Source organism: Lactococcus protaetiae (assembly GCF_006965445.1).
Lineage (GTDB): Bacteria > Bacillota > Bacilli > Lactobacillales > Streptococcaceae > Lactococcus > Lactococcus protaetiae.
Window position 1 is genome coordinate 459179 of the sequence record NZ_CP041356.1, and the last position, 13491, is coordinate 472669.

General features: G+C 42.0%; 8 protein-coding genes, 7 tRNA genes and 3 rRNA genes. 3 read left to right on the forward strand and 15 right to left on the reverse strand.

The genetic code is table 11. The features are described from left to right. Nucleotides 1–47: 47 nt before the first annotated feature. Entirely contained in the window at nt 48–569 is a 522-nt protein-coding gene (locus FLP15_RS02305; RefSeq protein ID WP_142765851.1) for a DUF536 domain-containing protein, read from the reverse strand. Between the two features lie 126 nt (nt 570–695). Between FLP15_RS02305 and FLP15_RS02310 the strand changes: the two genes are divergently transcribed. Then, the gene (locus FLP15_RS02310) at nt 696–3392 is read left to right on the forward strand and encodes a cation-translocating P-type ATPase (RefSeq protein ID WP_142765852.1); all 2697 of its coding nucleotides are present in this window, start codon (nt 696–698) and stop codon (nt 3390–3392) included. Between the two features lie 161 nt (nt 3393–3553). Here FLP15_RS02310 and FLP15_RS02315 read toward each other — a convergent pair. The 12 genes from FLP15_RS02315 to rplM all read right to left on the reverse strand — a co-directional run bounded on the left by FLP15_RS02315 (nt 3554) and on the right by rplM (nt 10222). After that, nucleotides 3554–3637 (reverse strand) — tRNA-Leu (locus FLP15_RS02315). Between the two features lie 12 nt (nt 3638–3649). Further along, nucleotides 3650–3721, reverse strand: a tRNA-Gln gene (locus FLP15_RS02320). A 6-nt stretch (nt 3722–3727) separates the two neighbouring features. Continuing rightward, nucleotides 3728–3800 (reverse strand) — tRNA-His (locus FLP15_RS02325). 12 nt (nt 3801–3812) lie between these two features. Continuing rightward, nucleotides 3813–3883 (reverse strand) — tRNA-Trp (locus FLP15_RS02330). 16 nt (nt 3884–3899) lie between these two features. After that, nucleotides 3900–3979, reverse strand: a tRNA-Tyr gene (locus FLP15_RS02335). A 31-nt stretch (nt 3980–4010) separates the two neighbouring features. Beyond that, nucleotides 4011–4083, reverse strand: a tRNA-Val gene (locus FLP15_RS02340). Between the two features lie 3 nt (nt 4084–4086). Next, nucleotides 4087–4201 (reverse strand): 5S ribosomal RNA (gene rrf / locus FLP15_RS02345). Between the two features lie 83 nt (nt 4202–4284). Then, a 23S ribosomal RNA gene (locus FLP15_RS02350) occupies nt 4285–7180 on the reverse strand. Between the two features lie 185 nt (nt 7181–7365). Then, nucleotides 7366–7438 (reverse strand) — tRNA-Ala (locus tag FLP15_RS02355). 89 nt (nt 7439–7527) lie between these two features. Next, nucleotides 7528–9072, reverse strand: a 16S ribosomal RNA gene (locus FLP15_RS02360). Together the 16S, 23S and 5S rRNA genes with 7 tRNA genes alongside form the textbook arrangement of a ribosomal RNA operon. Before the next feature lie 291 nt (nt 9073–9363). Beyond that, nucleotides 9364–9756 carry a 30S ribosomal protein S9 gene (gene rpsI, locus FLP15_RS02365; protein ID WP_120772749.1) on the reverse strand — a complete coding sequence of 131 codons (393 nt, stop codon included), beginning with the start codon at nt 9754–9756 and terminating at the stop codon, nt 9364–9366. Between the two features lie 19 nt (nt 9757–9775). Continuing rightward, nucleotides 9776–10222: a 50S ribosomal protein L13 gene (gene rplM, locus FLP15_RS02370; RefSeq protein ID WP_120772750.1), complete on the reverse strand. Its 447-nt coding sequence runs from the start codon at nt 10220–10222 to the stop codon at nt 9776–9778. A 185-nt stretch (nt 10223–10407) separates the two neighbouring features. Here rplM and rnhC point away from each other — a divergent pair, with 185 nt between their 5' ends. Next, entirely contained in the window at nt 10408–11286 is an 879-nt protein-coding gene (rnhC, locus tag FLP15_RS02375) for a ribonuclease HIII (protein ID WP_142765853.1), read from the forward strand. Nucleotides 11287–11300: 14 nt separating this feature from the next. Further along, on the forward strand, nt 11301–11927 hold the full coding sequence (lepB, locus tag FLP15_RS02380; RefSeq protein WP_142765854.1) for a signal peptidase I: 627 nt from the start codon (nt 11301–11303) through the stop codon (nt 11925–11927). A 65-nt stretch (nt 11928–11992) separates the two neighbouring features. Here the strand turns inward: lepB and FLP15_RS02385 are convergent, their stop codons facing one another. Continuing rightward, nucleotides 11993–12493: a DUF2127 domain-containing protein gene (locus FLP15_RS02385; protein ID WP_223804697.1), complete on the reverse strand. Its 501-nt coding sequence runs from the start codon at nt 12491–12493 to the stop codon at nt 11993–11995. Between the two features lie 58 nt (nt 12494–12551). Then, nucleotides 12552–13376: a pur operon repressor gene (purR, locus tag FLP15_RS02390; protein ID WP_142765855.1), complete on the reverse strand. Its 825-nt coding sequence runs from the start codon at nt 13374–13376 to the stop codon at nt 12552–12554. Between the last annotated feature and the right edge of the window lie 115 nt (nt 13377–13491).

Sequence of the window (13491 nt, forward strand, 5' to 3'; positions counted from 1 at the left end):
GTGATATAAAAAAATACAACTGTGTTCCAGATGTATTTTTTATATCATTACTTTTTTCCAAATAATCGACCAAAAAATCCTTTATTTTCCACATTCTTTATACTTTCCTGTAAGTCTGTGAAAAATTGCTTTTGATCAGTAAGTGCTTTCTCCATCAGTTCTTGTTGTTTCTTAATTTGTGCATCTTTTTCGGCAATTTGCTCATCCTTGACAGAAAGCTGTTTATCTTTCGATTCAAGTTGACTATTCAAACGGTCGATTTCGGCATTTTTATCTTTCATCAACGCACTAATCATTTCGTAAGCCGCTGACGTCGCATCATCGGTTTTGACAGAAAGTTCTACCGTTGATGCAGACTCTTTTTCTACCACTTCTGCCTCAGCAGTCACAACTTTCCCGTACAAATGCTCAAGTTCATGAATGCCTTCTTTATTTACAACTGTTATATTTTTCTCATTTTTCTCTACGAATTTAGCATTCAACGATTTCACACGTTTATTCATCGCCTGACGTGTCACTCCAAAAAGCTCTGCCAATTCACTTACTGTTTTAGTTTCCATATCATCCATAATACCATATTTTTGGCTATTTATACAGCCTTTTTATAAAAATTTATTTGTATATTGTTTCTGTAAAAATGAGAAAAATATTATAATTATATTATAGTATTTTTAATTATGGAAAGGAATTTATTGATGAAATATAAAACTGAGCCGATTGAAAACATCAAAGAATTATATCAGATCAACTCTGAAACTGGATTAAATAGCCAACAAATCATCAAAAATCGAAATACTTTTGGAAGTAATGAATTCACTGAGCAAAAAGGACCTAACCTACTTCAAAAAATTGCTCACCATCTTCTTGAAGTGATGAATCTCATACTTATTGCGGTTGCTATCTTAGCTGGATATCTGGCTTGTATAGGAAATGGTAATTATACGAAAACAATCGTCGTACTACTCATTGTGATTATCAATGTTGTAGTCTCTACTTTTCAAGAAAGTCGAGCTGAAAATGCTTTATCAGCACTTAAAAAACTATCTTCACCTACCTCTACTGTTTTGCGTGAAGGAAAAATTCAGACGATTTCATCTTCTGAACTTGTTTGTGGAGATTTAATTCAACTCTCTGCTGGAATGCAAGTAGGAGCGGATGTGCGACTACTTAGTAGCAATTCTCTTCAAATTGATGAATCTTCCCTAACAGGTGAATCAGAACCCATTGATAAAGACGCAACTGTTGTCATTACTGAGGAAGTGCCACTTGGCGATCAACTCAACATGGTCTTTTCTGGGACAAATGTCCTCAATGGAACCGCGCAAGGGATCGTTGTTGCAGTCGGAAATCAATCGCAAATGGGGCAAATTGCTACATTGATTGGTGAGCAAGTCAAAGGAAAAACTCCACTTCAAAAACGAATTGATAAACTCGCAAAACGCCTTGCTATCATTGCTTTTGGTGCAGGTATCCTAATTTTTGCTATCAATATGTTTTATGGCAACATTCCTCTGGTTGATAATCTCATGACTGCAGTTGTTCTTGGAGTTGCTGCCGTACCCGAAACACTTCCTGTTATCGTTACCCTCAGTCTTATTTACGGTGTAGAAAACATGGCACACAAACGTGCGATTATTCGTAACATTCCCGCAGTAGAAACACTTGGTAATGCGACTGTCATTGCATCTGATAAGACAGGCACATTAACTCAAAATCAAATGACAATTCAAAAGCTTTGGCTTTCAGGAAATGAAACTTGGTCCGGTGGACACCTCTCAGACCATGAAGTGACACTCATGCAAAATTTTGCCTACGCATCAGATGCCACCGCCCAACTCAAAGACGGTAATTGGGAAGTTCATGGTGATCCAACAGAAGCTTCGATTATCCGTTTTCTGATTGCTCATGACCTCTACCATCCTGAAAAAGCACCAAAGCGTATCGCTGAACTTCCCTTTGATAGTTCACGAAAAAAAATGACGGTCGTCATCCCACATCCTCAATACACAGGGCGCTATATGGTGCTAACAAAAGGAGCATTTGACCGCCTTGCACCAACAAGCCAGCACACTACACATCATCACCATATTCTCAATATTGACGGCACAGCCGCTTTACAACCCGATTTAGAAGAAGAACTTCTTATTGAAGCACAACAAGTTCATGACGAATTTGCTGACAATGCACTTCGTGTCCTTGCTCTTGCTTACAAAGTCATTGATGAAATTCCGTCAGTACTGACAGAACTTGAAGAAGACCTCCACTTCCTCGGAATCATAGGTATGATTGACCCACCTCGTCCAGAGTCTAAAGCAGCCGTAGCAGAAGCACGTACAGCTGGAATCAAACCAATTATGATTACTGGTGACCATGCACTGACAGCCAAAGCAATTGCTACAGAATTAGATATTTATCGTGATGGCGACAAAGTTGTAGATGGTCTAACTCTGTCAGCAATGACAGACAGTGAACTAAAAACTGATATCGAAAAAGTATCCGTTTACGCTCGAGTCAGTCCAGAAGACAAACTTCGTATCGTCAAAGCTTGGCAAGATAAAGGACAAATCGTAGCTATGACAGGTGACGGTGTCAATGATGCACCAAGTTTACGAGCCGCTGATGTCGGGACTGCTATGGGAATCGCAGGAACCGAGGTAGCAAAATCTGCATCTGATATCGTCCTCGCTGATGACAACTTCGCCACCATTGTTGGAGCTGTCCGAGAAGGTCGCCGTGTATATGCCAATATCAAAAAGACAATCTATTATCTACTTTCAGCAAATGTAGCCGAAATCCTCATCATGCTTATTGGCGCAATTGTCGGTTGGGGATTACCATTCACTGGAATGCAACTTCTTTATATTAATGTCCTTGCTGATGGGATACCAGGTTTCGGTATTTCACGAGAAAAAGCTGATGAACATCTAATGCATCAACCGCCAATTGGAGTAAGAGAGAGTTTATTCTCACGTGGAGTCAGTTGGAGAATAGCGATTTGTTCCGCAAGCTTTATTGTGACAGGGCTTATTGGTTTCTATCTCGGAAGATTTATTGAGATTGCTGGTCAAACCCCAAGCCATCAACTTGGACAAACTATGGCATTCGTCATACTAACACTTGCTTCTACTATTAATGTTTATAATGCGAAGAGTAATAAATCTATCTTCAAATCAGGTATTACAGCAAATAAAATGATTTTTGGCACGACAATACTCTCACTAACAATCACATTAATCTTTACCCATGTTCCATTCCTAATGAACATTTTAGAGATTACCAGTCTATCAGCAACTCACTGGCTTATTGCAATTAGCTTATCATTAGTCAGCATACTCGTTATTGAACTTACAAAATTAGTTCTCAATAAACAAAATAAAAAATTTATCGGATAAACACAATAAATTTAAATAATCGCAAAAAGACTCCAGATTACTAAAAATCTGGAGTTTTGTCATCTCTTCACCAATCATTACCCATGTTCCACATTCTAGAAATTGCCAGATTCAAAATCAAACAAAAAACGATAACCATAGGCAAGTTATCGTCAACGTTATGCCGAAGGCCGGGGTCGAACCGGCACTCCCGTGAAGGAACCAGATTTTGAGTCTGGCGCGTCTGCCTATTCCGCCACTTCGGCGAAACATAACAACTGGGGTAGCTGGATTCGAACCAACGCATGAGGGAGTCAAAGTCCCTTGCCTTACCGCTTGGCTATACCCCATTAAAAGGCGGATGACGAGGATCGAACTCGCGAGTGCCGGCGCCACAAGCCGGTGTGTTAACCACTTCACCACATCCGCCATAATGAAAAACACGGGCAGCAGGAATTGAACCCACACCAAAGGTTTTGGAGACCTTTGTACTACCTTTATACTATGCCCGTACAAGTATAAAACAAATGGAAGGGGAGGGATTCGAACCCCGAACCCGAAGGAGCGGATTTACAGTCCGCCGCGTTTAGCCTCTTCGCTACCCTTCCAACACATTCAAATAAAGGCTGAATCAACCTATGGGAGTTAACGGGATCGAACCGCTGACCCTCTGCTTGTAAGGCAGATGCTCTCCCAGCTGAGCTAAACTCCCCAAACTTGGCCACTCGCCTATCTCCCAGGGGGCAACCCCAAGTACTTCCGCCGTAGATGGACTTAACTGCTGTGTTCGACATGGGAACAGGTGTATCTCCATCGCAATGATGACCAAATCTTTAAATGTTCCTTTGAACATTCAAAACTAAATAACAATCCTTCTAACTTCTAAACCTTAAGCATTTTATAGTTGACTCTTTTGGTAAAGTCCTCGAGCGATTAGTACTGGTCCGCTCCACCCCTCACAGGGCTTCCACTTCCAGCCTATCAACCAGATCATCTCTCTGGGCTCTTAATTCTTACGAATGGGAAATCTCATCTTGAGGTGGGCTTCGCACTTAGATGCTTTCAGCGCTTATCCCTTCCCTACATAGCTATCCAGCCGTGCTCCTGGCGGAACAACTGGTACACCAGCGGTAGGTCCATCCCGGTCCTCTCGTACTAAGGACAGATCCTCTCAAATTTCCTACGCCCGCGACGGATAGGGACCGAACTGTCTCACGACGTTCTGAACCCAGCTCGCGTGCCGCTTTAATGGGCGAACAGCCCAACCCTTGGGACCGACTACAGCCCCAGGATGCGACGAGCCGACATCGAGGTGCCAAACCTCCCCGTCGATGTGAACTCTTGGGGAGATAAGCCTGTTATCCCCAGGGTAGCTTTTATCCGTTGAGCGATGGCCCTTCCATGCGGTACCACCGGATCACTAAGCCCTAGTTTCCTACCTGCTCGAGTTGTAGCTCTCGCAGTCAAGCTCCCTTATACCTTTACACTCTACGATTGATTTCCAACCAATCTGAGGGAACCTTTGGGCGCCTCCGTTACTCTTTAGGAGGCGACCGCCCCAGTCAAACTGTCCGTCAGACACTGTCTCCCTGGCCGATATTGCCAGCGGGTTAGAGTAACCATAAGTCAAGGGTAGTATCCCAACAACGCCTCAATAGAAACTAGCGTCCCTATCTCAATGGCTCCTACCTATCCTGTACATGACTTACAGGTACTCAATATCAAACTACAGTAAAGCTCCATGGGGTCTTTCCGTCCTGTCGCGGTAACCTGCATCTTCACAGGTACTAAAATTTCACCGAGTCTCTCGTTGAGACAGTGCCCAAATCATTACGCCTTTCGTGCGGGTCGGAACTTACCCGACAAGGAATTTCGCTACCTTAGGACCGTTATAGTTACGGCCGCCGTTTACTGGGGCTTCAATTCAGGGCTTCGCTTACGCTAACTCCTCCTCTTAACCTTCCAGCACCGGGCAGGCGTCACCCCCTATACATCACCTTGCGGTTTAGCAGAGAGCTGTGTTTTTGATAAACAGTTGCTTGGGCCTATTCACTGCGGCTGGCTTTTACACCAGCACCCCTTCTCCCGAAGTTACGGGGCTATTTTGCCGAGTTCCTTAACGAGAGTTCTCTCGATCACCTGAGGCTACTCGCCTCGACTACCTGTGTCGGTTTGCGGTACGGGTAGATATGACTTTACGCTAGAAGCTTTTCTTGGCAGTGTGACATCAGAGAGTTCGCAACCGTAGTTGCTTCCCCATTACAGCTCAATGTTAAAGAGAAATGCATTTGACACATCTCACACCTCACTGCTTAGACCAGAATCCATTAACTGGCATCTCTTAGCCTACTGCGTCCCTCCATCACGATCATATCTAGTACTGGAATATCAACCAGTTGTCCATCGACTACGCCTTTCGGCCTCGCCTTAGGTCCCGACTAACCCAGGGCGGACGAGCCTTCCCCTGGAAACCTTAGTCTTACGGTGGATAAGATTCTCACTTATCTTGCGCTACTCATACCGGCATTCTCACTTCTTAACGCTCCAGCACTCCTCACGGTATACCTTCTTCGCGGTTAAGAACGCTCTCCTACCATTGATAATATATCAATCCAAAGCTTCGGTAATATGTTTAGCCCCGGTACATTTTCGGCGCAGGGTCACTCGACTAGTGAGCTATTACGCACTCTTTGAATGATAGCTGCTTCTGAGCTAACATCCTAGTTGTCTGTGCAACCCCACATCCTTTTCCACTTAACATATATTTTGGGACCTTAGCTGTTGGTCTGGGCTGTTTCCCTTTCGACTACGGATCTTAGCACTCGCAGTCTGACTGCCGAACATGTGTATTAGCATTCGGAGTTTATCTGAGATTGGTAATCCGAGATGGACCCCTCACCCAAACAGTGCTCTACCTCCAATACACTTACATTTCGACGCTAGCCCTAAAGCTATTTCGGAGAGAACCAGCTATCTCCCAGTTCGTTTGGAATTTCTCCGCTATCCACAAGTCATCCAAACACTTTTCAACGTGTCCTGGTTCGGGCCTCCAGTGCGTCTTACCACACCTTCACCCTGCTCATGGATAGGTCACTAGGTTTCGGGTCTACATCATGATACTAAAGCGCCCTATTCAGACTCGCTTTCGCTACGGCTCCGTCTCTTCAACTTAACCTCGCATCATAACGTAACTCGCCGGTTCATTCTACAAAAGGCACGCTCTCACCCATTAACGGGCTCGAACTTCTTGTAGGCACACGGTTTCAGGTGCTATTTCACTCCCCTCTCGGGTTCTTTTCACCTTTCCCTCACGGTACTGGTTCACTATCGGTCACTAAGGAGTATTTAGGGTTGGGAGATGGTCCTCCCGGATTCAAACTGGATTTCGCGTGTCCAGCCCTACTCAGGATACTGCTAGGTATAAGGTCTATTTCGAATACGAGGCTTTTACTCTCTTTGGCTCATCTTCCCAGATGATTCTTCTATAGACCTTAAGTCCACGTTGCAGTCCTACAACCCCAAGAAGCAAGCTTCTTGGTTTGCCCTTCTTCCTGTTCGCTCGCCGCTACTTAGGAAATCGTTTTTACTTTCTCTTCCTGCAGGTACTTAGATGTTTCAGTTCTCTGCGTTACCTTTACATGAGCTATGTATTCACTCATGAATAACTGCTAGAAGCAGCTGGGTTTCCCCATTCGGAAATCAACGGATCAAAGCGTACTTACAGCTCCCCGTCGCATATCGTCGTTAGTCACGTCCTTCTTCGGCTCTTAGTGCCAAGGCATCCACCGTGCGCCCTTATTAACTTTGCCATGATGATTCAATCATCTTTTTTCAAGTATAAGTTTGTAAATTCTTTAAAATTCACAGCTTTTCGGTTTATTTATCGTTATTAGATATTGTTATTTAGTTTTCAAGGTTCAAGATGATTTTAACGTCTTTTCTGACAAGATACCTTCGGCTGAAACTAATCTCAACACTTACTTTCGTATCTTCATGGAGCCTAGCGGGATCGAACCGCTGACCTCCTGCGTGCAAAGCAGGCGCTCTCCCAGCTGAGCTAAGGCCCCACAATCAAGAAGTTGATTCTTGCGTGGTCTATCTCTAGACCCTCAAAACTGAATAAAGTTGAATGCTCATCCTTGTATATATTCCTTAGAAAGGAGGTGATCCAGCCGCACCTTCCGATACGGCTACCTTGTTACGACTTCACCCCAGTCATCGGTCTTACCTTAGGAAGCGCCCTCCTTGCGGTTAGGCAACCTACTTCGGGTACTCCCAACTCCCGTGGTGTGACGGGCGGTGTGTACAAGGCCCGGGAACGTATTCACCGCGGCGTGCTGATCCGCGATTACTAGCGATTCCGACTTCATGTAGGCGAGTTGCAGCCTACAATCCGAACTGAGAATGGTTTTAAGAGATTAGCTAAACATCACTGTCTCGCGACTCGTTGTACCATCCATTGTAGCACGTGTGTAGCCCAGGTCATAAGGGCATGATGATTTGACGTCATCCCCACCTTCCTCCGGTTTATCACCGGCAGTCTCACTAGAGTGCCCAACTTAATGATGGCAACTAGTAATAGGGGTTGCGCTCGTTGCGGGACTTAACCCAACATCTCACGACACGAGCTGACGACAACCATGCACCACCTGTCACCGATGTACCGAAGTAACTCCTTATCTCTAAGGATAGCATCGGGATGTCAAGACCTGGTAAGGTTCTTCGCGTTGCTTCGAATTAAACCACATGCTCCACCGCTTGTGCGGGCCCCCGTCAATTCCTTTGAGTTTCAACCTTGCGGTCGTACTCCCCAGGCGGAGTGCTTATTGCGTTAGCTGCGATACAGAAAACTTATAGCTTCCTACATCTAGCACTCATCGTTTACGGCGTGGACTACCAGGGTATCTAATCCTGTTTGCTCCCCACGCTTTCGAGCCTCAGTGTCAGTTACAGGCCAGAGAGCCGCTTTCGCCACCGGTGTTCCTCCATATATCTACGCATTTCACCGCTACACATGGAATTCCACTCTCCTCTCCTGCACTCAAGTCTACCAGTTTCCAATGCATACAATGGTTGAGCCACTGCCTTTTACACCAGACTTAATAAACCACCTGCGCTCGCTTTACGCCCAATAAATCCGGACAACGCTCGGGACCTACGTATTACCGCGGCTGCTGGCACGTAGTTAGCCGTCCCTTTCTGGTTAGATACCGTCACTGCATGGATTTTCCACTCCCACACACGTTCTTCTCTAACAACAGAGTTTTACGATCCGAAAACCTTCTTCACTCACGCGGCGTTGCTCGGTCAGGGTTGCCCCCATTGCCGAAGATTCCCTACTGCTGCCTCCCGTAGGAGTTTGGGCCGTGTCTCAGTCCCAATGTGGCCGATCACCCTCTCAGGTCGGCTATGTATCATCGCCTTGGTAGGCCTTTACCCTACCAACTAGCTAATACAACGCGGGATCATCTTTGAGTGATGCATTTGCATCTTTCAAACTTTTAACTTATGTTTAAAGCTTTTATGCGGTATTAGCATTCGTTTCCAAATGTTGTCCCCGCTCAAAGGCAGATTCCCCACGCGTTACTCACCCGTTCGCTGCTCTTCCAGTTGGTACAAGTACCAACCTTCAGCGCTCAACTTGCATGTATTAGGCACGCCGCCAGCGTTCGTCCTGAGCCAGGATCAAACTCTCAAATAAAGTATTTAAGTCACCTTAGTGACTGGCTTGTCTTTCATTATTGATTGACAGATTTTTGATGTCTTTACGACATCACATGAGTCATTCTTCTTTATTCAGTTTTCAAGGGTCTAAACGCTTGAGTGGCTTCCCTCTCTCGCGACAACTATTATATTCTATCAAACTACACACCCTTTGTCAATTATTTGTTGTGATTTTTTTATATTTTTTTGTTACTAACCTGTATTATCACTTTTTAGTACAGAAAAAGCTCCAAAAATGTTTGGAGCTCCTGTCTTATTAACAATAAAATTAACGTTTTGAGAATTGTGATGCTTTACGGGCTTTCTTGAGACCAGCTTTTTTACGTTCAACCATACGGGCGTCACGTGTAAGAAGACCAGCACGTTTCAAAGAACCGCGGAAGTCAGGGTCTACTTCAAGCAATGCACGAGCGATACCATGACGGATAGCTCCTGCTTGACCTGATACACCACCACCATTAACGTTTACGAGTGTGTCGTAAGCACCTTCTGTTTGCGTGGCTGCAAATGGTTGGTTGATAACCAAACGCATATCAGCATGTGGGATATATTGTTCAACATCACGGTTATTTACAGTGATTTTACCAGTACCAGGTACGAGACGTACGCGTGCTACTGCATTTTTACGACGGCCTGTGCCGGCATATTGTACTTGTGCCATTTGTTTCGGTCCTTCCTGATTAGATTAAACCTGAGATATCAAGAACTTCAGGTTTTTGAGCTGCATGAGTGTGTTCTCCACCAACAAACACTTTAAGTTTCATGCCTTGTGCACGTCCAAGTGTGTTATGTGGAAGCATACCTTTAACTGATTTTTCAATCAATTTAACAGCATTCTTTTCACGAAGTTCACCAGCTGTGATTGATTTCAAGCCACCTGGGTGAAGTGAGTGAGAATAGTAAACTTTATCTGTTGCTTTTTTACCAGTCAATTTGATTTTTTCAGCATTGATAACAATTACAAAGTCTCCTGCATCAGCATGAGGTGTATAAGTTGGTTTGTTTTTACCGCGAAGTACGCTTGCTACAACTGCTGAAAGACGTCCAAGAGGGACATCTGTCGCATCAACTACGTACCATTTACGGTCAACGTTTTGTGCGTTAGCCATGAAAGTGGTTTTCATCATTTTGCTTATTTTCCTTTTACTAGAATTTGTTTACACGCAATCATTCCTTAATTGCTAGGTATTTTTGGGTTTCCGGGCCACAAAAATGGGGTAAACAATACCGTTTATCATCATATCATATTTTTATTTGCTTTGTCAAGATTTTTTCGTTTTTATTGGTCGTTTTTTTGTGGTAGAATATCCTTATGAACATTGTTCTAAAATTAAATAAAAAAGAACTTGAGCAGTTATATATCAAATTTAATCAGTATAAAACTTCATCTAAAAACCCTTATATTACTTTTTTTGCTAAAGTTGAAAAAACCTCCATCTCAGTCTATACTTCTGGAAAAGTTGTTTTTCAAGGTGTAGAAGCTGAAAAATTGGCTAGTGATTTTGGGTACAGTATACAAGAAGTTCCCGAAAAGCAAACTGATATTATCGGTACAGACGAAGTAGGAAATGGTTCTTATTTTGGAGGGTTATTTGTTGTTGCGAGCTATGTTAACTCTGAGAATCTTGCGCTCTTAAAAAAACTTGGTGTTGCTGACTCCAAAAAATTGACTGACGAAAAAATTATAGAAATTGCTCCTATCTTAATGGATAAAGTCCTACATATCCCTCTAGTTGTTGAGCCTTCAAAATATAATGAGGTTATTGAATCAGGCTATAATGCTGTTAGTATTAAAGTTGCTTTGCATAATCAAGCCATTTTTTTGTTGGAACAAAAGTTAAAAAAATCTCCTACCGCCGTCATTATTGACGCTTTTACAACGGAGGCAAACTATAAGAAATATGTAAAAAGTGAGAAAAATCAGGTACTGACAAAAGTAACCTTACTGACCAAAGCAGAAGATCAATTTCTAGCAGTAGCAGTGAGTTCCATCATTGCTCGTTTTCTTTTTTTAGAAAATCTTAGAGCTCTGTCTATTAGTTCTGGATTCAAATTACCTAGTGGTGCAGGGGCAAATTCTGACAAAATTGCTGCTGATATCATCAAACTCAAAGGGATTGATACTCTTCGAAATTTGGCAAAGTTACATTTTGCTAATACTAAAAAAGCATTAAAAATCTCTAAAATATAGAAAGTATAAAATTCATGAAAAAATTTTTGAAAGAGTGGGGATTATTTCTCGCGATTATCATTGTAGTTGTTCTCTCTCGTATTTTTGTCTGGTCTCTAGTCGTTGTCGACGGGCATTCAATGGATCCGACACTTGCTGACCGAGAACGTATGGTCATTGTCAAAACCTCTCAAATCAATCGTTTTGATATTGTTGTTGCAAAGGAAACGAATAATGGCGAAACTAAAGACATTGTGAAACGCGTGATAGGTATGCCAGGTGATGTGATAAAATTTGATCACGATCAACTCACAATCAACAATAAAGTTTATAAAGAACCTTACCTCAAAGATTTTCAACAGCAACTAAAAGATGGGAAGCTAGAAAAAACATATGCTGCTTATCCTTTGACTGATGCACTTACTTCACAAAGTCGAAACTTTTTTGTTAGTTTAGCTCAAAATACGAAAGCTTTCACAGTTGATAGTACTGGAAATCCCGTTTTTACTGTTACCGTGCCTAAGGGTCAATATTTCTTACTTGGTGACAATCGTGTTGTTTCTCAAGACAGTCGGGCTGTCGGGACATTTAAACGCTCTGCAATTATTGGTGAAGCGAAACTTAGAATATGGCCTCTCAATAAAATTTCTCTCATTAACTGATAAAAAAATACTGACAGAAATTTTGTCAGTGTTTTTTATTGATTTATCTACTGACAGAAATTCTGTCAGTAATTTTTTTGATACTTTAAATTGCGATATTCAAGGATGGTAAGCACAATCATTATTACGTCAACAATCGAAACTATAATCATAAAAATTGAATGGCGAGTAGCAAATTCATTGAGCTGATAAATAATAAAGCCAAGAAAAACTACTACTGACAGAGGATAAGACCACAAAATTTTTCTCCATAAAAGAAATAAAGTGATTATCTTTATCAAGCCATGTGACAGTAAATAGATGGCTGCGAGGTATTGGGTACCTGTTGTGAAATGATGTCCAAAATTAACAATGAGATTGATGAAAAAATCGTTGGGAACTTCGTGTAATTCACTTTTTGAAAACCAATGGATAACATTGTTCACGCGCTCTGGAGTCATGAAGAACATCGCAATACCGCCGATAATTTCAACAATTGCAAAAATACTCTTTAACAGTAAAACAACATCAAAACTTTTCTCAATAATTTTTTCTTCTGTTTTTTGATTGCTATTTTTTATGTTCACAACCCCCTCATCACTACTGACAAATTTCTGTCAGTACTTTTAACTACTCTTTAGCGGATTATTTTGGTTCATTTTCATCAAAAATATTGCCTAATTTTACGTCAATCGTACGGTTGGCAATGTCAATACGATCCACTTTAAGAATGGATTTATAATCATCAACAAGACGCTCCCCTTTAAATGGTCCTTCAAGGAAAACCGCAATACCCGCTAAAAAACAATCAAATTCATGAACCAAACTCTTCATTCCATTAATGGTTCCTGCACCTTTCATAAAATCATCAACAATCAACACATTTTGACCAATAGAAAGACTACGTTTAGAAAGAGTCATGTTTTCAACTCGCGAACTTGAACCTGACATATAGTTCACATTTAGCGTTGCACCCTCTGTAACTTTAGGATCTCGCCTAACAATGACAAATGGGACATCTAAAATTTCAGCAACAGACTGAGCGATTGGAATTCCTTTTGTTGCAATCGTCATAATGACATCGACCTGCTTATCATGATATTCATGAGCTATAATTTGACCGATTTTGCGCAAATTTGATGGTAAACCTAAAATATCGGAAAGATAGATATAGCCTCCAGGTAAAATACGATTTTCCTCACGCAAAAGCTCAGCAATTTCTTCTGTCATTTCTCGCGAACGTTCATCAGATATATACGGAGTAAAGCGTACACCACCTAAACTTCCAGGGAAAGTTTCCACAATTCCTACACCTTGATTTTCAAAAACACGTCTAATAAACACTAAATCTTCTGAAATAGACGACTTTGCAACTTCATAATGCTTGCTTAATTCATTCAAATTAAGCATTTTATTAGGATGATTAATTAAAAAATTTGTAAAATCGACTAAACGTTCGTTTCTTTTCATGATTTTCACCATTTTCTTGCTTGATATGTCCATTATAGCACGCAATTTCCGAACATTCAAGTTTCATGTGAAACTTGAATTTCTGTCAGTGCTAACAATGATGTAAAAAAACCTG